At 68.5% G+C, this 20,940-nt stretch carries 20 protein-coding genes; 18 read left to right on the top strand and 2 right to left on the bottom strand.

Annotated features, from left to right (window positions below; genetic code table 11):
* Positions 1-27: 27 nt before the first annotated feature.
* Positions 28-804 carry an IclR family transcriptional regulator gene (locus LCM15_RS07710; RefSeq protein WP_224855079.1) on the bottom strand — a complete coding sequence of 259 codons (777 nt, stop codon included), beginning with the start codon at positions 802-804 and terminating at the stop codon, positions 28-30.
* 105 nt (positions 805-909) lie between these two features.
* Between LCM15_RS07710 and LCM15_RS07705 the strand changes: the two genes are divergently transcribed.
* The 8 genes from LCM15_RS07705 to LCM15_RS07670 are packed head-to-tail and all read left to right on the top strand — an operon-like array spanning position 910 to position 9,226.
* Positions 910-2,076 (top strand): acyl-CoA dehydrogenase family protein, encoded by a 1,167-nt coding sequence (locus LCM15_RS07705; protein ID WP_224855077.1) that lies wholly within the window; start codon positions 910-912, stop codon positions 2,074-2,076.
* 2 nt (positions 2,077-2,078) lie between these two features.
* Positions 2,079-2,498, top strand: coding sequence for a PaaI family thioesterase (locus LCM15_RS07700; protein WP_224855075.1), 420 nt, complete (start codon positions 2,079-2,081; stop codon positions 2,496-2,498).
* Positions 2,499-2,521: 23 nt separating this feature from the next.
* Entirely contained in the window at positions 2,522-2,902 is a 381-nt protein-coding gene (locus LCM15_RS07695; RefSeq protein ID WP_224855073.1) for a Zn-ribbon domain-containing OB-fold protein, read from the top strand.
* Positions 2,899-4,053, top strand: coding sequence for a thiolase (locus LCM15_RS07690; RefSeq protein ID WP_224855072.1), 1,155 nt, complete (start codon positions 2,899-2,901; stop codon positions 4,051-4,053). Before LCM15_RS07695 ends, LCM15_RS07690 begins: the two co-directional genes overlap by 4 nt.
* Positions 4,050-6,170, top strand: coding sequence for an acetate--CoA ligase family protein (locus tag LCM15_RS07685; protein ID WP_224855069.1), 2,121 nt, complete (start codon positions 4,050-4,052; stop codon positions 6,168-6,170). The genes LCM15_RS07690 and LCM15_RS07685 overlap by 4 nt, the downstream gene beginning before the upstream one ends.
* Positions 6,160-7,023: a MaoC/PaaZ C-terminal domain-containing protein gene (locus LCM15_RS07680; protein WP_224855068.1), complete on the top strand. Its 864-nt coding sequence runs from the start codon at positions 6,160-6,162 to the stop codon at positions 7,021-7,023. Before LCM15_RS07685 ends, LCM15_RS07680 begins: the two co-directional genes overlap by 11 nt.
* The gene (locus tag LCM15_RS07675; protein WP_224855066.1) at positions 7,020-7,781 is read left to right on the top strand and encodes an enoyl-CoA hydratase/isomerase family protein; all 762 of its coding nucleotides are present in this window, start codon (positions 7,020-7,022) and stop codon (positions 7,779-7,781) included. Before LCM15_RS07680 ends, LCM15_RS07675 begins: the two co-directional genes overlap by 4 nt.
* Positions 7,775-9,226, top strand: coding sequence for a hypothetical protein (locus LCM15_RS07670; RefSeq protein ID WP_224855064.1), 1,452 nt, complete (start codon positions 7,775-7,777; stop codon positions 9,224-9,226). The genes LCM15_RS07675 and LCM15_RS07670 overlap by 7 nt, the downstream gene beginning before the upstream one ends.
* Positions 9,227-9,293: 67 nt before the next feature.
* Here the strand turns inward: LCM15_RS07670 and LCM15_RS07665 are convergent, their stop codons facing one another.
* Positions 9,294-10,220, bottom strand: coding sequence for a LysR family transcriptional regulator (locus LCM15_RS07665; RefSeq protein WP_224855062.1), 927 nt, complete (start codon positions 10,218-10,220; stop codon positions 9,294-9,296).
* Between the two features lie 182 nt (positions 10,221-10,402).
* On the opposite strand from LCM15_RS07665, the gene LCM15_RS07660 reads away from it, so the two are divergent.
* From LCM15_RS07660 to LCM15_RS07615, 10 genes are all read left to right on the top strand, one after another.
* Positions 10,403-11,533: a TAXI family TRAP transporter solute-binding subunit gene (locus LCM15_RS07660; protein WP_224855061.1), complete on the top strand. Its 1,131-nt coding sequence runs from the start codon at positions 10,403-10,405 to the stop codon at positions 11,531-11,533.
* Positions 11,534-11,606: 73 nt separating this feature from the next.
* A complete protein-coding gene (locus LCM15_RS07655) occupies positions 11,607-13,559 on the top strand; it encodes a TRAP transporter permease (protein WP_224855059.1) in 1,953 nt (650 codons plus the stop codon).
* A gap of 11 nt (positions 13,560-13,570) precedes the next feature.
* On the top strand, positions 13,571-14,236 hold the full coding sequence (locus LCM15_RS07650; RefSeq protein ID WP_224855057.1) for a 3-oxoacid CoA-transferase subunit A: 666 nt from the start codon (positions 13,571-13,573) through the stop codon (positions 14,234-14,236).
* 5 nt (positions 14,237-14,241) lie between these two features.
* Positions 14,242-14,883 (top strand): 3-oxoacid CoA-transferase subunit B, encoded by a 642-nt coding sequence (locus LCM15_RS07645; protein ID WP_412103284.1) that lies wholly within the window; start codon positions 14,242-14,244, stop codon positions 14,881-14,883.
* On the top strand, positions 14,880-15,767 hold the full coding sequence (locus LCM15_RS07640) for an HpcH/HpaI aldolase/citrate lyase family protein (protein WP_224855053.1): 888 nt from the start codon (positions 14,880-14,882) through the stop codon (positions 15,765-15,767). Before LCM15_RS07645 ends, LCM15_RS07640 begins: the two co-directional genes overlap by 4 nt.
* 52 nt (positions 15,768-15,819) lie before the next feature.
* A complete protein-coding gene (locus tag LCM15_RS07635; RefSeq protein ID WP_224855051.1) occupies positions 15,820-16,785 on the top strand; it encodes an NAD(P)H-dependent flavin oxidoreductase in 966 nt (321 codons plus the stop codon).
* A gap of 478 nt (positions 16,786-17,263) precedes the next feature.
* Positions 17,264-17,890, top strand: coding sequence for a nucleoside/nucleotide kinase family protein (locus LCM15_RS07630; protein WP_224855050.1), 627 nt, complete (start codon positions 17,264-17,266; stop codon positions 17,888-17,890).
* A 326-nt stretch (positions 17,891-18,216) separates the two neighbouring features.
* A complete protein-coding gene (locus tag LCM15_RS07625) occupies positions 18,217-19,197 on the top strand; it encodes an ABC transporter substrate-binding protein (protein WP_224855710.1) in 981 nt (326 codons plus the stop codon).
* A 44-nt stretch (positions 19,198-19,241) separates the two neighbouring features.
* Positions 19,242-20,042 (top strand): ABC transporter ATP-binding protein, encoded by an 801-nt coding sequence (locus tag LCM15_RS07620; protein WP_224855048.1) that lies wholly within the window; start codon positions 19,242-19,244, stop codon positions 20,040-20,042.
* Positions 20,042-20,806: an ABC transporter permease gene (locus tag LCM15_RS07615; protein ID WP_224855046.1), complete on the top strand. Its 765-nt coding sequence runs from the start codon at positions 20,042-20,044 to the stop codon at positions 20,804-20,806. The genes LCM15_RS07620 and LCM15_RS07615 overlap by 1 nt, the downstream gene beginning before the upstream one ends.
* Positions 20,807-20,940 lie beyond the last annotated feature (134 nt).

Below are 20,940 nucleotides of genomic sequence, written 5' to 3'. Positions count from 1 at the left end.
TTGTCCTGAACGTCTCGTATCGGTCTGTCAGTCATCGGCACGCAGGCCGAAGAGGCCGCGCTCGATCTGGCGCGCGGCCTGCGCCAGCGCCGCGCCAACCGCGTCGAGGCTCGCGTCGGTCTGCTGGCCGGTGATGTTGATGCTGCTCATACCGAGCCGCGGCACGCCGGCGGCATCCGCCGAAAGCGCGGCGACGATGTCGAGGCCACGGAACAGGTGGCCGCGGTCCTGCGCGGTGCCGCTGTCGCGTGCGGCCTCCACATCGGCCCAGTAGCTCTCGAACGCCGGCGCGTTCTGCCAGCGCACGCTGTCGAACCCCTTGCGCGTCTGCACCTGCGTGAGCCCCCGACGCGCCGCGTAGACCCGGCCCACCGCTCCGGCAAAGACCGGCAGGCGGCTGCTGCGCGAGATCACCGCCTGCACGATGTTGGGCGCGGTGAAGCGGTCGATCAGCACGATGCGCTGGTTTGCGGTGATCTGCCAGAGCGCGACCGCCACCTGATGCTCCTGCGCGATGGCGCTGAGGGTGGGGCGGATCAGGTCGCCGGGATTGGCGCCCAGAAGCGGGGCCGCGAACTCCATCAGCCCCATGCCGATGACATAGGTCTTGGCCTCGGGATCGAAGCTCAACAGCCCCTCGTGGTTCAGCGTGCGCAGGATGTTGAACGCCGACGAGACGTTCAGCCCGGCCTCGCGGGCGATCTGCGTCGCGCCCATCGGCCGGCCGCTCGCCGCCAGCAGGCGCATGATGATCATCGCGTTCTGAACCGCGGGGACGAGCTTTTGTCCGGTGTCGTCGGCCATGCCATTCCTTGCTTACGATATTCCGCAGAGAGAATAACATTTACCATACAGAATAACTTTGGTAGAGCAAGGGCAGACTGAAGGCATCCCGAGGGAGGAACGAAGATGGCGTCAGGTGTGGATAGCGATGTTTTCGAACAGCTTGTGGCAACCGTTGAGCGATTCGCCCGCGAACGCCTGATCCCGGCCGAGCGCCGGGTCGAGGAGGAGGACGAGATCCCCGAAGAGATCGTCACCGAGATGAAGGAGATGGGGCTCTTCGGTCTGTCGACGCCCGAGGAGTATGGCGGGATCGGCCTCAGCGTGCCGCAGGAGGCGCGGCTGATCGAGGCGCTGTGTTATGCCTCGCTGACCTTCCGCTCGCTGATCGGCACCAATGTCGGCATCGGCTCGCAGGGCATCGTCATGGACGGCACGCCGGAGCAGAAGGCGCAGTGGCTGCCGGGGGTCGCCAGCGGCGAGGTGATCGCCTCCTTCGCGCTGACCGAGCCCGACAACGGCTCCGATGCCGGCGGCATCCGCACCTCGGCCCGCCGCGACGGCGGTGATTTCGTGATCAACGGTACGAAGCGCTACATCACGAATGCGGTGCGCGCCGGCGTCTTCACCGTCTTCGCCCGCACCGATCCCGACAAACCCGGCGCCGACGGCGTCTCGGCCTTCATCGTTCCCGCCGACACCCCGGGCATCACCGTGGCCAAGCCTGACCGCAAGCTCGGCCAAAAGGGCACCAAGACCTCGGACGTGATCTTCGAGGATGTGCGGGTGCCGGAAAGCGCCATCATCGGCGGCCCGGAGAACCTTAACAAGGGGTTCCGCACCGCGATGAAGGTGCTCGACCGGGGCCGCATCCATGTCGGTGCGATGGCGGTGGGGCAGAGCCAGCGTATGCTCGACATCGCCACCGATTACGCGCTCGAGCGCAAGCAGTTCGGCAAGCCGATCGGCGAGCACCAGCTGGTGCAGGGGCTGATCGCCGACTGTCAGGCCGAGCTGCACGCCGCCCGCGCGCTGGTGCGGGCGAGCGCTGACACGTTCGACCGCGAGGGCAAGGCCATCATCGAGGCCTCCTGCACCAAGTATTTCTGCACCGAGGCCGCGGGGCGCATCGCCGACCGGGCACTGCAGATCCACGGCGGTGCGGGCTATATGGCGGAGTACGATATCGAGCGGCTCTACCGCGATATCCGCCTTCTGCGCATCTACGAGGGCACCAGCCAGATCCAGCAGCTGGTCATCGCGCGCCGCACACTGGCGCAGCGGGCGGCCTGAGCATGGCGGCGCACCCGACCCGCAGCCTCGAGGAGATGCCGCCGCGTTCGGCCTTCGCCGCGCTTCTGGGGATCGAGATCGAGACCTGCACCCCGGAGGAGGTGGTGTGTTCGATGCTGGTGACCGAGGCGATGGGCAACCGCAACGGCGTGCTGCATGGCGGCGCGCTGATGACCCTCGCCGACACCGCGGCCGGCACGTCGGCCTTCATCAACAGCCCCGCCGAGGTGTCCAACACCACGGTCGAGGCCAAGACCAATTTCATCCGGCCCGTGCGGGTGGGCGACAGGCTCACCGCGCGCTGCGTCCCGGTCCATGTGGGCCGCATGACGCTGGTGCTGCAGGTGACGCTGACGCGCGGCGACGGAAAGGTCGTCGGCAGCACGTCGCAGACGCACCTGTTTCTGGGCTGGAAGGACTGAGACAGAGAAAGGGAGGGGGAAACATGAAGGACACCGATGTGTCGCAACTGGGGCCGCAGGCCGCCTACGAGGCGTATCTTGCCGACGGCCGGTTCATGATCCAGCGCGCCGCGAGCACCGGCGAATACATGTTCTGGCCAAAGGTGACGTCGCCCAGCGGCGCCACCGACCTCGAATGGGTCAAGGCCAAGGGCACGGGCACGGTCTATGCCATCACCGTCAACCGCGCCCGCTCGGGTGCCTACAACATCGCGCTGATCGAGCTCGACGAGGGCGTGCGCATGATGTCGACGCTGCCCGCGGTCGAGACCGCCGAGATCGGCGCGCGGGTCAGGGCGCGCATCGAGGACGCCGAGGAGGGTCCGCGCGTGGTCTTCGATCTGGTCGGGGAGGACGCGGCATGAGCATGGAGAGCATGCGGGGAAAATCCGCCATCGTGGGCATGGCGACGGCGGGCATCGGCGAGGCGCCGGGCTTTTCGGCGATGGAGCTTCTGGGGCAGGCGGCGGTCAAGGCCGTCGCCGATGCCGGACTGAAAATGCAGGACATCGACGGCGTCTTCGCCGCGACCTCGAGCCACGCCTTCCCGACCATGAGCGTGGTCGAGTATCTCGGTCTCAGGCCGCGTTTCTTCGACGGCACCAACGTGGGCGGCTCGAGCTTCGAGATGCACCTGCTGCAGGCGACGCTGGCGCTCGAGGCCGGGCTCTGCGACGCGGCGCTGATCTGCTATGGCTCGAACCAGCGCACCGCCGGTGGGCGGCTGGTCTCGATGAGCGAGCCGCAATGGCACGAGACGCCCTACAAGCCGCGCCACCCGATCACCGCCTACGGTCTGGCGACCAGCCGCCACATGGCCGAATTCGGCACTACGCGCGAGGATCTCGCCGAGGTGGCGCTTGCCGCACGCGGCTGGGCCAACCTCAACCCCGAGGCCTTTGCCCGCGGTCCGCTCAGCAAGGACGAGGTGATGTCGGCGCGGATGATCTCGGACCCGCTGACCAAGTCCGATTGCTGCCTCGTCACCGACGGCGCCGCCGCCTGCGTGCTGGTGCGCGCCGACCGGGCCAAGGACCTGCCGGGCAAGCCGGTTTACTTCATGGGGGCCGGTGGCGCGAATTATCACCGCTCGATCGTGGCGATGCCCGACCTCACCACCACCGCCGCCGCCGAGAGCGGGCCGCGGGCGATGGAGATGGCCGGGGTCAGCCAGAAAGACATCGACGTGGTGATGCTCTACGACGCCTTCACCATCAACACGATCCTGTTTCTCGAGGATCTCGGCTTCTGCCCCAAGGGCGAGGGCGGGCGCTTCGTTCAGGACGGGCGCATCGCGCCGGGCGGCGAGCTGGCGGTCAACACCAATGGCGGCGGGCTGTCCTGCGTGCATCCGGGCATGTACGGGCTGTTCCTGATTGCCGAAGCCGTCGCGCAGATCCGTGGCGAGGCCGGGGAGCGCCAGAAGGACGACTGCACCGTCGCGCTGTGTCATGGCAATGGCGGCACGCTGTCGAGCCAGTGCACCGCGATCCTCGGCTCGGAGGCGGCGCTATGACGGACCTCTCCCTGATCGACGGTCTTATCGCGCCGAAATCCGTCGCCATCATCGGCGCGTCCGAGGATCCGGGCCGCATCGGCGGGCGGCCCATCGCGGCGATGCTCAAGGCCGGCTACGCAGGCCGCATCCTGCCGGTGAACCCCAGGCGCGACACGGTGCAGGGGCTGCGCTGCTATGCCAGCGTCGACGATCTTCCAGAGGCCCCCGAGGCGGCGCTGATCGCGGTGCCCGCCAGGCTGGTGCCCGAGACCATCGAGGCGCTGGGCCGCAAGGGCTGCAAGGCCGCGACGCTGTTCTCGGCGGGCTTCGCCGAGACCGGCGCCGAGGGCGAGGCGGCGCAGCGTGACCTCGTCGCGCTGGCGGGCAAGCACGGGATGCGTCTGCTCGGGCCCAACACGCTGGGCGTCTACAATGTCGATCTCGGCTATTACGGCACCTTCTCCTCGTCGCTCGACACCGGCTTTCCGCGCCCGGGCAATATCGGCATCGCCAGCCAGTCCGGCGCCTTTGGGGCGCATCTGGGCGCGCTGGCGCGGGATCGTGCGCTGGGCTGCTCGGTGCTCATCACCACCGGCAACGAGGCCGACATCACCGTGGCCGACGCGATCCGCTGGATGGCAGAGAGCGACAGCATCGACGTGATCTGCACCTATATGGAGGCGGTCAATGACGCGTCCGCGCTGCTCGCCGCGCTCGACGTGGCGCGCGCCGCCGGCAAGCCGGTTCTGGCGCTGAAATCGGGACGGTCGGTGGTGGGCGCGCGGGCCGCGGCCTCGCACACCGCCTCGCTCACCGGCGATGCGGTCGTGGCCGACGCGGTGCTCACGGATCATGGCGCGATCATCCTGCGCGACCCGGAATCGATGATGGACATCGCCTACGCGGCCTCGAAGAAGGTGCTGCCGTCGCAGCATTCGCTCGGCGTGGTCACCGTCAGCGGCGGGGCCGGCATCGTGGCCAGCGACGAGGCCGAGCGCATCGGTCTGCCGATGCCCTCCATGCCCGAGGACGCGCAGGCGAAGCTTCTCGAGGTTCTGCCCTATGCCTCGGCGCTCAACCCGCTCGACTGCACCGCGCAGGCGCTGAACGAGCCGGCGCTGCTCGAGCAGTTCACCCGCGCCGGGCTCGAGGAAGGCGGCTACGGCGCCGTGCTCTGCTTCCTGACCTACGTGGCGGGCAGCGAGCGGCTCTCGAAGGTCATTCTCGAGGCGATGGCGCCGCTGCGCGCGGCGTTTCCCGACCGGATCATCGCCTTCTGCGCGCTGGGCGATCCGGAGGTGCTGCGCCGCTACGACGACGCAGGTATCCTCGTCTTCAACGATCCCTGCCGCGCGGTGCGCGCGCTCGACGCGGTGCTGCGCCTCGGCTCGGCGCAGGCGAGAAGCGCGAAAGCGGCGCCGCCGGAGCCGAAGTCCGTGCAGCTGCCCGTCAGCAGCCCCGACGAGGCCGAGGCCAAGGCGCTGCTCGCCGAGGCGGGCATCAACGCCGCACCCGAAAAGGCAGTGCAGAGCGAAGAGGAGGCGGTCGTCGCCGCCGAAGGCTTCGGTTTCCCGGTGGTGATGAAGATCCTGTCGCCGGACATTCTGCACAAGTCCGATATCGGCGCGGTCAAGCTCAACATCCGGGATGCCGATGGCGTGCGCGCCGCTCACGCCGACATCCTCTCCGCCGCCGCGACCCACGCCCCCGACGCCCGCGTCAGCGGCGTGCTGGTGGCCAAGCAGCTCTCGGGCGGGGTCGAGTGCCTGATGGGCATCAACCGCGACCCGACCTTCGGGCCGGTGGCGGTGTTCGGTCTCGGCGGCATCTTCGTCGAGCTCTTGAACGACGTGGCGCTGCGCGCCTGTCCCTTCGGCCCCGAGACGGCGCGCGAGATGATCCTGTCGATCCGCAGCGCGGCGATCCTGCAGGGCGCGCGCGGTGCCGCTCCGGCGGATATCGACGCGCTGGCCGAGATGCTCTCGCGCCTGTCGGTCTTTGCCGCCGGCGCCGGTGAACGGCTGGTCTCGATCGATCTCAACCCGGTGCTCGCGATGCCCGAAGGGCAGGGGGCCTACGCGCTCGACGCGGTGATCGAGCTCAGCGCGCAGGAGGTCGCCGCCGATGGCCATTGAGTACGACCACCTGCTGAATTTCGACATTCCCGAAGTGCGCCAGAGCTACGGCGCCGAGGAGGTGGCGCGCTTCGGGCTGACCGTGGGCATGGGGCAGGATCCGATGGACATGCGCCAGCTTCCTTACGTCGGTGCACTGGCAGACGATGCACGGGCGATGCCGGCCATCGTCAACGTGCTGGGGCATCCGGGCTTCTGGCTCGGCAATCCCGACACCGGCGTCGATGCGCTGAAGCTGGTGCATGGCGAGCAGGGCATCACCATCCACCACACGATGCCGCCCGAGGCCACCATCGTGGGCAAGACGCGGGTCACCGGCCTTGTCGACAAGGGCACTGGCCGCGGCGCGCTGCTTTATTACGAGAAGCAGATCCGCGACGCCGACAGCGGCCTGCATCTTGCGACCTGCCGCGGCACCACCTTCCTGCGCGGCGATGGCGGCTTCGGCGGGCCGGACGGCCCGGTGAAGCAGGCGCACAGGCTGCCCGAGACCGAGCCGGATCATGTTTTCGACACCCCGACCCGGCCCGAGCAGGCGCTGTTCTATCGCTGGAACGCCGACCCGAACCCGCTGCATCTCGATCCGCGGGTGGCCGAGGAGGCGGGCTTCGAGCGGCCCATCCTGCACGGGCTCTGCACCTTCGGCTTCGCCGCCCACGCGCTGCTGGCGGTGATGTGCGATTACGATGCCACGCTCTTCGGTGCGATGGACGCGCGCTTTACCGCCTTCGTCTACCCGGGCGAGACGCTGCGCACCGAGATCTGGAACGATGGCAGCTTCCGCACCCGGGTGCTGGAGCGTGACAAGATCGCCATCGGCAACGGCCTGTTCAAGCGGAGGGCGCGGGCATGAGCCTCGAGATCACCACCGATGGCGCGGGCCTCTGCACGCTCACGCTGAACGAGCCGGACCGCCGCAACCCGATCGGCCATGCAAGGCGACAGGAGCTTCGCGACGCGCTGGCGGCGACCGCCACCGACGATGCGGTGCGCGCCGTGGTGCTGACCGGCGCCGGAGGGCACTTTTCGGCGGGCGGGGACATCCGCGATCAGGGCGAGCGTAGTCTCGGCACCCACCGCGAGCGATTTGCCGTCGTCAGCGATCTGGTGACCCGCATGGCGCGCTTTCCCAAGCCGCTGGTCGCGGCGGTCGAGGGCTGGGCGGCGGGCGGCGGTCTGGCGCTGGCGCTGGCCTGCCCGATGGTGGTGGCCTCGCGCGAGGCGCGCTTCACCGCCGCCTTCACCAAGATCGGCCTGATCCCCGATATGGGGCTGCTGAGCACGCTCCCCGCCCGCATCGGGGCGGCGCGGGCGCGGCGCCTGCTGCTCGACAACCGGGTGGTCGAGGCTTCCGAGGCGCAGGAGATCTGCCTTGTCGACTACCTGGCAGACCCGGGCGAGACGGCGCGCATGGCCGGGGAACTGGCGCTGCAGGAGGCCGGGGAGGCGCCGTTGCCTCGGCAGTTCATCCTCGACTGGTTCACCCGCGATATCTCGGAGGCGCTGGAGTACGAGGCCCGGCTGCAGCCGGTGCTGATCAACAGCACCGACGCCGCCGAGGGTCGAGCGGCCTTTGCCGAGAAGAGGCGGCCACAGTTCCGCGGATGCTGAGCGCCGGCGGGCACGTCTCCGCCGGAGCCGCGGGGGAGGATGGCAGTGCCGCGCTGCGTCGCGGCGTGATGGCGGCGATCATGCTGGCGGCGCTGGTGCTGGTGTTCCTCGACTCGAGGCTCGTGACCGGTGCGGCGGTGGCGGCGCTGGTGCTCTACCTCGTGCTGGCCCGCCGCCAGTTCGGCTTTGGCGCGTGGGTGCCGGTGCTGATGGCGGCGGCTGGTCTGGCCGCCGCGCTGTGGCAGGGGGTCGAGGCGTCGGTGCTCTGGCAGGGCGCCGACCGGATGCTGTTCCTCGCCGCGCTGATCGCCATGCTGGGCACGCTGCGCTCGGCCGCGGCCATCGCCCCCGAGGTGCACCGTGCGGGGCTCTTCGTCACCGGCCAGCCGGCCTCGCGGCGCTATCTCGCGATGACGGGCGGCGGGCACCTCTTCGGCGTGCTGATCAATTTCGGCGGGCTGGCGCTGCTGCTCGACCTAGCCTCCCGCTCGATGGACAGCGCGGCGGCGGCAGAGCTGCCGCCCGAGGCGCGCGAGGCGCGGCTCCGGCGGATGACCATGGCGGTGGTGCGGGGGTTCTCGCTGATCTCGCTCTGGTCGCCGTTCGGCTTTGCCACCAATGCCATCCTGATCGCCGTGCCGGGGCTGAGCTATGCCAGTTTCGGCCCACTGGGCTTTGCCATGTCCTTCGTATTCATCGCCATCGGCTGGCTGTTCGATTTCTGCGACGGGCGGCGCTTCCGCCGCCTTGGACTGCCGCGCCCGAGCCCGCCGCCGGGCAGCTGGACCGGCGCCGCGGCGCTGGTCGGACACGTGCTGGCGCTCGGCACGGCGGTGTTCCTGCTTCATGAGGTGACGCCGCTGAGCTTTCAGCAGGGGTTGATCTGCGCGGTGCCGTGCTACGCGCTCCTTTGGGCCGCCGCCGCGACCCGCAAGACACAGGGCGGGCCGGCCTCGGGCATGGCCGAGGCGGCGCGGGCGACATGGACGCGGCTTGGCGGGCTGGGCTCAGAGGTCGGGGTGTTCGCCTCGGCGGGGTTCCTGCCGGTGGTGCTTCTGGCGCTGATCCCGGTCGAGGATCTGCGCGCGGCGATCTCGGGGCTGGGTCTTGGGCCGGTGACGCTGGCCTTGGGCATCTCGCTGTCGATCTTCGGACTGGCGCTGATCGGGGTGAACCCGATTGTCGTGGCCTCGGTGCTCGGGGCCATTGCCGCGCAACTCAACGTGCCGGGGCTCAGCGACACCGCCATCGCGCTGGCGATCACCGGGGGCTGGACGGCGGTGATCGGGCTATCGCCATTCATCACCACGCTGGTGATCTGCTCGGCCATCGTCGGGCGCAGCACCACGACGATCGGGCTGAGATGGAACGGCCCTTATTGCGTCGCCATTCTCGCGGTGTGGTCGGGGATGCTGGCCGGGCTGATGCTGGCGGGATGGATCTGACGCGGCCGCCTTAGGGTTTGAGTATGTCTGGGGCCTATCAGATGCTGCGAAAGCATTTCATTCGTACTCAAAGCGTCGTCCCGGGCCATTGCCCCGAGGCAACCATCGCGTGCACCTCAGAGGTGAGGAAATCCGCGAAGCTGCTGGTGAGCCGCGAGCCGGGCCGGTTCAGCGGCGTCATCAGAACCAGCGTCCGGTCTATCGTGCGCCGCACGATGGGCCGGGCGATCAGCCGGCCCTCGCGGACCTGATGGATCACGCTGACCAGCGGCAGGATCGTGGCGCCGAGCCCGCGCTCGACGAAGGCGAGCATGGTGGGCAGAATGTCGATCTCGAGCACGACGTTCAGATCGATGCGGTCCTCGTGCGCGATGGCCTCGATCCGGCCGCGCAGCCCGTGCTCGGGGTTGGGCAGGATGAGAGGCTGTTCAAGAGCGTCGCGGGCCTGGATCGGCACGCCGTCGCGAGCGCCCTGCGTGTTCGCCGATTGTATCAGGAAAAGCTGTTCCATGATAATGGGTTGCGCCTTGATCGAGGGCGACTTCTGGCCCTCGTAGGCGACCCCCAGATCGATCTTTCCACGCAGCAGCCAGTCCTGCACGTGGCCGCTGAATCCCGAGCTGATCCGCAGCTTCACATCCGGGTAGTCCTGCATCGTCCGCTCGATCAGGTGGGTGGCCAGAATCTCGGAAACCGTGGGCGGCAACCCCAGGGTCACAGTGCCGGAGAGGGGGGCGCTCTGACCCGAGATGTCGCCCGCCAGATCCTCCACGTCCTCGAGGATCGCCTTGGCCCGGCGGGCCAGCCGGATGCCCTCTTCGGTGGGCATCACACCGCGCCCGTGACGGCGCAGGAGCGACACGCTGAGTTCCTCTTCAAGCGCCTTGACCTGCCGGCTCAGAGCCGGCTGGGCGATGTTCAGACGCTCAGCCGCGGCGGTGATGCTGCTGAGCTCGACGACCTGGATGAAGTTGCGGAGCTGGCGGAAATCCATTCATGCCTCACCTGTATCCCTGTTATGTCAATAATGCATTTGAATCATACATGCCAGTCGGACACAGTTCCTCTCAGGGAGAGAACTGTCCGGCCGATCGCTGAGGAATCGCGATCGTTGCCCGCGCAAGGCCGATGGAGGATGGGCCGCCGGAAAGTCGCTCGCCATTCAGGGAGGATCACATGAAGACCAGATACAAACTCGGGGCTGCCGCAGGCGGCCTGATGGCGCTGTGCGCCGCGGCCACTTCGGCGCAGGAGCTGCCGGGCACCATGGTATGGACGTCCTACGACGTGGGTTCGGCGGGCTATGCCGAGGCCTCGGCCATTGCCGACGCCTTCGGCAAGGAGTTCGGCACCCGTGTCCGCATTCAGCCTTCTGGCAGCGGCATCGGCCGGTTGCAGCCGCTGCTTCAGGGCCGCGCCGATTATGCCTTCCTCGCCACCGAGGCGTTTTTCATGGCGGAAGGGGCGTTCGACTTCGCGACCCCCGAATGGGGCCCGCGCGAGCTGCGTGCCGTGGCAGGCCGTCCGGCGGGCATCACCCTGATCGCCGCCGGGGATGCCGGCATCGAGACCGTGGCCGACGCCCGCGGCAAGCGCATCGCCTTCGTCGCCGGCAACCCGTCGGTGAACGTGAAATGCGAGGCGATCCTCGCGTTCGGCGGGCTGACCCTCGACGATGTCGAAGTGGTGACCTTCCCGACCTATGCCTCGGCGATGTCGTCGATGACCCGCAACGAATCCGACGCCACCTGCACCACGCCGACCACCAGCCAGCTCTACGAACTGGCGGAAAGCCCGCGCGGCATCCACTACGCGCCGCTCGAGGCCGACAATGCGGAGGGCTGGGAGGGCCTGCTCAAGGTGCTGCCGATCATGGGGCCGTCCGACGAGGACGTGGCCGCCGGGCTCGAAGAGGGCGAGATCGCCAAGATGGCCGCCTACCGCTACCCGGTGATCACCACCACGGCCGAGAAATCCGCCGACGATGTGTATGCGTTCATCAAGGCGCTGGACGAGACCTACGATCTCTACAAGGACGGCACCGCCACCATGGCGCGCTGGTCGCTGGACAAGTCGGGCCGGCCCGCGATCGACGTGCCGTTCCACGAAGGCGCCGTGCGCTACCTGAAGGAGAAGGGCATCTGGACCGCCGAGGACGATGCCTGGAACGAGAGGCGCACCGAGCGCATGGACGCGCTCCTCGAGGCCTGGGACAGCTTCAAGTCCGAGAACGAGGGCCTGTCGGGAGAGGAGTTCGCCGAGGCCTGGATGGCGCGCCGTGCCGAGGTCGTCGCCGGCCTGAACTGAGCCACCGACCGCTGATCGTGCCCCCGGCGGTCCATCCGCCGGGGGACCCTTCTTGCCAGATCAGGACGAGATCATGGATTCCGACCAAACCACCTCGGCCGCGGTGCCGGAGGGCGGGCCTGCCCCGGCAGGGCCCGACTCCGCCCTCCAGACGGCCCTTCGCGTGATCGTGATGGTGCTGGGCACCCTCGGCGTCATCATGGCGATCAACCAGCAGTTTCTTCTTGGCCTCTTCGGGTTCCAGCCGCTCGGAAACGCGTATCTCTACTACCTGATCGGCATCTTCCTTGCGCTGGCCTTCCTGACGCTGCCCGCAACGACGATGAACCCGCAGCGGTTCTGGTGGCTCAACATCGTGCTCGCCATCGCCGCGATGGGCAGCGCCGGATGGCTGGGTTTTCACGGGCTCGACATCATCCAGAAGGGCTGGGAATACGACGCGCCGCTGGGCGCCGACATCGCCGCCTCGGTGCTGATCGTGCTGGTGCTCGAAGGCGTGCGCCGGGCGGGCGGGCCGATCCTGCTGTTCACGGCGCTGCTGTTCGGGACGTATCCGCTCTATGCGGACGCGATGCCGGGCTTTCTCTGGGGCACCGAGTATTCGCTGATCGGCACCGTCCGGGCGCATGTGCTGGGCGTTGAATCGATCATCGGCATCCCGATGCAGGTGGTGGCCGAGCTGGTCATCGGCTTCGTGATCTTCGGCTCGGTTCTGGTCGCCACCAAGGGCAGCGACTTCTTCATGGAGCTGGCCTCGGCGCTGCTCGGCCACAGCCGGGGCGGGCCTGCCAAGGTAGCGGTGATGGGCTCGGGCATCCTAGGTTCGCTCTCGGGGAGCGTGATCTCGAACATCCTGACCTCGGGGCCGTTCTCGATCCCGACCATGCGCCGGGTGGGCTATCCGGCGCATTACGCCGCCGCCGTCGAGGCCTGCGCCTCCACCGGTGCCACGCTGATGCCGCCGGTGATGGGCACCGTGGCCTTCGTCATGGCCTCGTTTCTCGGCGTGCAGTACTCGTCCATCGTCATCGCGGCGGTGATCCCGGCGATCCTGTTCTACGTTGCGCTGCTGTTCCAGGTCGACATGTACGCCGCGCGGCGCGGGCTCAACGGCCTGCCGCGCAGCGAGACGCCGCCGATCTGGCCGGTGCTCAAGCAAGGCTGGCCCTACCTGCTGAGCCTCGCGGTGCTGATCTTCGTCCTGATGGGGCTGCGCATGGAGGCGCGCTCGCCCTATTACGCCTCGGTCGTGATGCTGGTTGCTACCGCGTTCCGCAAGGATACCCGCCTGACACTGGCCCGCGCCAAGGCGCTGCTGCTCGACATCTCGTGCAATATCGCGAACCTCGTCGCGGTGCTGGCAGGCATCGGGCTGGTGGTGGGCGGCCTGTCCTATACCGGCGTCGCCGGAGCCTTCTCGCGCGAACTGCTGCTCTATGCCGGTGGCAACACCGCGCTGATGCTGATCGCAGGCGCGGTGACGAGCTTCGTGCTCGGCATGGGGATGACGGTGACGGCCTGCTACATCTTCCTGTCGATCCTGCTGGCGCCGGCGCTGGTGCAGGCCGGGCTCAATCCGATCGCCAGCCACCTGTTCATCCTCTACTGGGGCATGCTCTCCTACATCACGCCGCCGGTGGCGCTGGCGGCGATCACCGCCGCCAACGTGGCGGGTTCAAAGCCGATGAAGACGGGCTTCCACGCCATGCGCCTCGGGATGCCGCTCTTCGTGCTGCCCTTCATCTTCGTCTACGATCCGGCGCTGATCATGGAAGGCAGCTGGCTGCAGATCATCGAGCGCGTTGGCCTCACGGTGCTGGCGATCTGGGCGATCACATCGGCCTTCGAGAGCTGGATCTACAAGGTCGGCCGCATCGGCATCCTAAGCCGCATCGCCTTTGCCTCCGGGGGCATCCTCGTGTTGTTCCCCGAGCTGACCACGAGCCTGGTCGGGGCGGCGGTGTTGGTGGGCGTGATCGTGGTAAACCTCGGCCTTGGCCGACGCCGCGCCGCCGTGAAGGCCTGAGGGAGGACCGCATGGACAAGAGTGCCGAAGATCTGGCGCAGGCGGTGGCGCCGGTCAGGGACGGTGCGTCGGTAATGATCGGGGGCTTCGGCTCCTCGGGCATCCCGTTCGGGTTGATCGACGCCCTGCTCGAGCAGGGTGCCACCGGGCTCACGGTGATTTCCAACAATGCCGGCGCCGGCGAAACCGGCATCGCCAAGCTGCTCAAGGCGGGGTGCGTCGCCCGGGTGATCTGCTCCTATCCACGCACGCCGGGCTCGATTTGGTTCGAGCGGCGCTTCGAGGCCGGAGAGGTCGCGCTCGAGGTGGTGCCGCAGGGCACGCTGGCCGAGCGCATCCGCGCCGCAGGGGCCGGGCTGGGCGGGTTCCTGACGCCCACCGGCTACGGCACGCGGCTGGCCGAGGGCAAGGAGACCAGGGTGATCGACGGGCGCGGCTACGTGCTGGAAGCCCCGCTGCCGGCGGATTTCGCGCTGATCCGCGCCGATCGCGGCGACAGGTGGGGCAATCTCGGCTTCCACGCCACCGCCCGTAATTTCAATCCGGTCATGGCAATGGCCGCGACCCACGCGATCGTCGAGGTTCGCGAACTCTCGGACCTCCCGCTCGATCCGGAGACCGTGGTCACGCCGGGGATCTTCGTGCAGAGCGTGGTTCAATACGGGATGAGACCATGACCGCAGTGACACTGACCGCTCTCGACGACGCGCAACTGGCGGCCCGCGTGGCGCAGGACATCCCCGACGGCTCCTATGTGAACCTCGGGATCGGCAAGCCCACCCATGTCTCGGGCTACGTGCCCGAGGGGCGCGAGGTGATCTACCACTCCGAGAACGGCATCCTCGGCGTCGGGCCGTCGCCCGCGCCGGGCTGCGAGGACCCCGAACTGATCGACGCCAGCAAGCGCTATGTCACCGCGGCGCCCGGCGCGGCCTATTTCGAGCATTGCGACAGCTTCGCGATGATGCGGGGCGGCCATATCGACATCGCGGTGCTGGGGGCCTACCAGGTGGCCGAGAACGGCGATCTGGCCAACTGGGCCACGCTGGACGAAACCTATCCCCCGGCGGTGGGCGGCGCGATGGATCTCGTGGTGGGCGTGCCGAAGATCTTCGTGATGATGCGCCACGTGAACCGCGACGGCAGCCCCAAGCTTTTGAAGCAGTGCACCTATCCGCTCACCGGCCTCGGCGTGGTGAGCCGGGTCTATACCGACCTCGCGGTGCTCGATGTCACCCCGGAGGGCTTCCGGCTCGTCGAGCTGACCCCCGGCAACAGCCTCGACGCGGTGCAGGCCGTGACCGAGGCGCGCATTCTGACGTGACGGCCCGGGGCGCGCCTGCCGGTCCGCGTGCGCGCAAGGCGCCAGAGCCGCTCCTGAGCGCGCGGGTCGAGGCTGCGCCCGCGAGCGGCCCGTTCCTGCCGCTCTTCGTCTCGGCCGACCGGCCAGATCTCTTTGCCGGCGCGTGCAAAGCGGGCGCCGATGCGGTGGTGATCGATTTCGAGGATTCCGTGCCGCCGGAGAGCAAGGCGCTGGTGCGACGCATCCCGCAAAGCGCGCTTCCGGCCGAGCCTCCGGTGCCGATCTACCTGCGCCTCAACGCGCCTGGCACGCCGTGGTATCGCGACGACGTGGCCTTCGCCCGCGGGGCCGGTTTCGAGGGCGTTGTGCTGCCCAAGGTCGAGAGCGTGGCGCAGCTCGCCGCGCTGCGCGAGGCGCTGGGAGAGGGGCAGAGGATCATCGCCCTGATCGAGACGGTCCTGGGCCTCGCCCGGGTCGAGGAGATCGCCTGCGCCGCCGACCGGATCGCGTTCGGCTCGCTCGACCTCTGCGAGGACCTGGGCTGCGCGCACACCCGCACGGCGCTGCTGCCGCTGCGCAGCCGCATGGTGCAGGCCGCCCGGCTGGCCGGGCGCCCGGCGCCGCTGGACGGGGTCACGGTCTCGGTGGTCGAGGCGGCGCTGATCCGCGACGAGGCGATGCACGCCAGCGAGTTGGGTTTTGGCGGAAAATGCCTGATCCACCCGCGCCAGATCGCCCCGGCGCGCGAAGGCTTCCGGGCCGAGCAGCCGGATCTCGACTGGGCGCGCAACGTGGTCGCGGCCGAGACGGGCAGGCTCAGCGCTGCCGACGAGGCGGCGCTCGGGCAGTCGCCGGTGGTCGCCCGCGCAAGGCGGGTGCATCATCGCGGCAAGGCTGGACTGTAGCCGACGCGGGCGGCCTCCGATTGGGCCGCGCGTCACTGGAACGGAGAAGACGATGACACAGCATTCCCCCATCGACGCGCTCGGCACCGGGCTTACTCTGCCGCTGATCGGCGCGCCGATGTTTCTCGCCTCGGGGGTCGATCTGGTGGTGGCGCAATGCTGCGCCGGGGTGATCGGCACCTTCCCGGCGCTCAACGCCCGCCCCGCCGCACAGCTCGATGACTGGCTGACCGAGATCGAGACCCGTTTAGACGCCTACCGCCGCGACACCGGAACGCCCACCGCCCCCTATGGCGTCAACCTGATCGTCAACGACTACAACACCCGGCTCGAGGAGGACCTCGCCACGCTCGTGCGCCACGAGGTGCCGCTTGTCATCACCTCGCTCTCGGCGCCCGACAAGGTGGTCGAGGCGGTGCACGGCTATGGCGGGCTGGTGTTTCACGACGTGGTCAAGGCGCGCCACGCCCGCCGCGCGGCGCGGGCCGGGGTCGACGGGCTGATCCTTGTCTGCGCCGGGGCCGGGGGGCACGCCGGCACCCTCAGCCCCTTCGCGCTGGTCGAGGAGGTGCGCGCCTTCTGGGAGGGGCCGCTGGCGCTCTCCGGGGCGATCGCCAATGGCCGCTCGATCCTTGCCGCGCAGGCGCTGGGGTGCCAATTCGCTTATGCCGGCACCGTCTTCATCGCCACCGAGGAGGCCATCGCGCCCGAGGCCCACAAGCAGATGATCCTCGAGGCTGGCTCGGACGAGATCCTCTACACGCCGATGTTCTCGGGCACCCACGCCAACTACCTCGCGCCCAGCATCGCGGCGGCGGGGGTCGACCTCGAGGAGGCGCGGCTTGCCCGGCCCCGCCGCATGGGCGACAGGAGCGACCCCGACCGCCCCAAGGCGTGGTCGCAGGTCTGGAGCGCCGGCCAGGCGGTGGGCCAGTCGCAAAGGCTCGAACCGGCGGGCGAGGTGATCGCCCGGTTGGAGCGCGAATACCGCGCCGCCCGCGCCGCGCTGTGCGGCTGAGAGGGACCACGAATTCGGCAGCTCTGAGGCTTGGCTGTTTCGCGCCCGAAAGTCCTGCCGCCGTCCTGCGGTGACGGATTTCGTCCGGGTCTCGCGCGTCGACCGGCCACGGTCGGCCTCGCCGGCCTCGACGACCCTGTCGCCCGCATCCCCCGCGCAGGGCCGGGCTAGGGTCTTCGGCGCTGCCCCCTGTCGCACCAGAGGTGCGCCTCTACGAAAAGAAGGAGGGGGCTCTGCCCCCTCTTGGCCTGCGGCCAATTCACCCCCGAGGTATTTTTGAACCAAAGAAGACGAGGGCTCCGCGCCCCTGGCTTCTCTTCGTCAAAAATACTCCCGCCGGAGGCCGGCCGGCCGGTTCGTCCGGGCGGCGGGTCTGTTCATGGGCGTGGTCGGCGTGGCCTCGACAGGGCCAGTGTAGACGGCGCGCGCGAGGGCGGGCATTGTCGCGCAGGCAGAGTGCGCAGGGGAGGGCCGGGCCATGAACGAAAACACCGATGTCGCAAGTCTTGTCGAGCGGCTGTCCGCTCTGGCCGGCGCGGAGGCGCGTGTCTTCGTGGCCATCGCCGGGGCGCCGGCCTCGGGCAAGAGCACGCTGGCGGAGACCCTGCGCGACAGGATTGGCCACGCCCATCCCGGCCGTGTCGAGATCCTGCCGATGGACGGGTTCCATTACGACGACGCGGTGCTGCGGGCGCGGGGCACGCTGGCCCGCAAGGGCGCGCCCCACACCTTCGACGTGGACGGTCTGGCGGCGATGCTCGACCGGCTGGCCGCGCGGGACCGGCCGGTGGCGGTGCCGGTCTTCGACCGGACGCTCGAGATCTCGCGCGCCGCGGCCCGGATCATCGACCCCGGGGTGCGGCTGATCCTCGTCGAGGGCAACTACCTGCTGCTTGACGATCCCGACTGGGCGCGGCTGCGACCGCGTTTCGACCTGACGGTCTTTGTCGATGTCCCGCCAGAGGTGCTCGAAACGCGCCTTGCAGCGCGCTGGAGCGCGCTCGATCCTGAGCAGGCACAGGTCAAGATTGCCAAAAACGACCTGCCCAACGCGCGGCTGGTGGCCGGACAGAGCGTGGCGGCCGACCTTGTCCTGGAGGGCTGAAACGCGGGGCCGGGGGATCGGACCGACGCGGCAGGCGACCAGCGCGGGGCACACCGTCCCTAGCAGGCGGACATCGCGGTTGCCGCGTCGCGGGGACGAGAGCGGTCGCGCCGGGACTTGTCCACAGGGCGACTCCCGGACGATGAATTTCTGCGCAAACCTGTCATTTTTCGGGCAAGTCACGACGGCCCTGCGCGGGCCCGACTGCCCGTCGCGAGCAAGATCTGTCAATCTTCAGCCCGCTGGGGCCATAGAACGCGCCAGTCAGGACTTTAGGGGAGCACGCCTTGTTCAATCGTTACATCTCGTCCGCCTTCGCCGCCTCCATGGCCGTGATCGGCGCAACCGGTGCCGTGAGCGCCGAAACCGACATGCCGTTCGCGCTGGACTGGAAATTCGAGGGGCCGGCGGCGCCCTATTTCCTTGCCGTCGACAGCGGCCTGTTCACCGATGCCGGCCTGAGCGTCGAGATCTCCGAGGGCAAAGGCTCGCTCGACGCCATTCCGAAGGTCGCCACCGGCGCCTACCCGGTGGGCTTTGCCGACATCAACAGCCTGATGCGCTTCATCGACCAGAACCCCGGTGCGCCGGTCACTGCAGTGATGATGGTCTACGACAAGCCGCCTTTCGCGGTCGTCGGGCGCAAGTCGCTCGGCATCGAGACGCCCAAGGATCTCGAGGGCAAGGTGCTGGGCGCGCCGCCCCCCGACGGCGCATGGGCGCAATTCCCGATCTTTGCCGCCGAGAACGACCTCGACATGGACGCGATCACCGTCGAGCCGGTCGGCTTCCCGACGCGCGAGCCGATGCTGGCGCAGGAAGAGGTCGACGCGGTGACCGGCTTCTCGTTCTCCTCCACGCTCAACCTCAAGCGTCTCGGCGTGGCCGAGGATGACCTGAGCGTCATCCTGATGGCCGACAACGGCGTCGAGCTTTACGGCAACGCGGTGATCGTGAACACCGATTTCGCGACCGAGAACCCCGAGGCCGTGACGGCCTTCCTCGGCGCCATCGCCGGTGGCTGGAAGGCGGCCATCGCAGATCCCGATGCCGCGATCGAGGCCCTGCTCGTGCGCAACCCCGCCGCAGATGCCGAGCTCGAGACCGAGCGGCTACAGATGGCGATCGACGACAACGTGCTGACCGACTACGTCGCCGAGAACGGCATGGGCGGCGTCGATGCCGACCGCATGGCGGCGGCCATCGAGCAGACCAAGTCGGTCTACGCGTTCACCTCCGAACCCGACGCGGCGCTGTATTTCGACGACAGCTATCTGCCCGCCGCCGATGCGCGTATGCTGAAATGAGGATATCGGGCGCCGGTGGAAGTGTCGCCGGCGCCCGGAAGACCATGACCAATCTCATCGATATCAGGGGCGTGACCCACGCCTACCAGACACCGAACGGCCCGCTGCCGGTGCTGGACAGTCTCAACCTCTCGGTCCCCGAGGGCGAGTTCGCCGCCGTGGTCGGCCCCTCGGGCTGTGGCAAGTCGACACTGACCCGCCTCGTGGCCGGGCTGATGAAGCCCGATCAGGGCGAGGTCTGGCTGCATGGCAAGCTGGTCAAGTCGCCGCGCAAGACCGTTGGCATGGCGTTCCAGAACCCCGTTATGCTGGAATGGCGCACCATCCTGCAGAACGTCATGCTGCCGCTCGAGATCGTGGCGGCGGGGATGCCCAAGGCGCAGCGCGTCGCGCGCGCCATGGAGCTGCTCGAGCTGGTGGGGCTGACTGGCTTCGAGAACAAGCGCCCGTCGGAGCTGTCGGGCGGGATGCGCCAGCGCGCCTCGCTGTGCCGGGCCATCGTGCACAAACCCGACGTGCTGATCATGGACGAACCCTTCGGCGCGCTCGATGCCTTCACCCGCGAGGACCTCTGGCAGACCATGCACGAGCTGCGCGCCAAGGAGCCCTTCACCGCCGTCCTGATCACCCACGACCTGCGCGAGAGCGTCTATCTTGGCGATCAGGTGATCGTACTCTCGGGCCGCCCGGCGACGACGCAATACGTGCTCGATGTGCACTACCCGGGCGAGGGGCTGCGCAAGCTCGAGGGGCTCTACACACCCGAATGTGCGCAGATGCTGGCCACGCTGCGCGAACAGATCCAGATCGCCCAGTGGCGACAGCCAGAACCGGCGGAGCAGTGATGCGAAATTTCCAGAAAGTCGCCGTTCCGGTCGGCGCCATCGTCATCTTCCTGCTGCTGTGGGAGTTCCTCGTCTGGGTCAATGGCTGGCCGAATTACGTCATGGCCTCGCCCTCGGACCTGCCCGACGCCTATATCCGGTTCTGGTCGCTGTTCGTCGACGGCAGCTGGCAGACCCTCTGGCGCACCGTGGCAGGGCTGGCGCTGGCGGTGATCTTCGGCACGTTGCTGGGGATGGTCATGGGCTTCTCGCGCATCTCGCGCGATGCGCTCTACCCGCTGCTGGTGGGGTTCAACGCCATCCCCAAGGCGACGCTGGTGCCGGTGCTGGCGCTGCTCTTCATCGGGCAGCACAACTTCAACACCGTGCTGATGGCGTTCCTGATCTCGTTCTTCCCGATCGCAGTGTCGGTGGGCATCGGCCTGTCGACGCTGGAGCCGGAATACCGCGACATCCTGCGTTCGCTCGGAGCGAGCCGGCTGACCATCTTCCGCAAGATCGCCCTGCCCAAAACGCTGCCGGAGTTCTTCGGCGCGCTGAAGGTCTCGGTGACGCTGGCCTTCATCGGCACCAACCTCGTCGAGATCATCTCGCCGCACGGGCGGGGGCTGGGGGCGCTGTTCCTGTCGGGGCAGACCAACTCGAACTACCCGCTGATGTTCGCGGTGCTGATCGCGCTCGCGGTGTTGGGGATCATCCTCTACTACGCGGTGGTCATGCTGGAGAAGATCTTTGCCGGCTGGGCGGAGCGCCCGCAGCACTGAGCCGAGCGTGGCCTTTGGCCCGTGATTTGAAGCGCCCCTGCAGGAAACTGCGGGGGCGTATTCGCGTTTCTGCGTGTCCGGTCGGTCGCGCGATGGGACGCCTTCGTCGTGGCGCTGGACTGGGCTGCATGAGG

This window comes from Salipiger bermudensis (assembly GCF_020171625.1).
GTDB lineage: Bacteria > Pseudomonadota > Alphaproteobacteria > Rhodobacterales > Rhodobacteraceae > Salipiger > Salipiger bermudensis_B.
The sequence above is the reverse complement of the archived record's forward strand: the minus strand, read 5'-3'. Positions and strand labels throughout refer to the sequence as shown.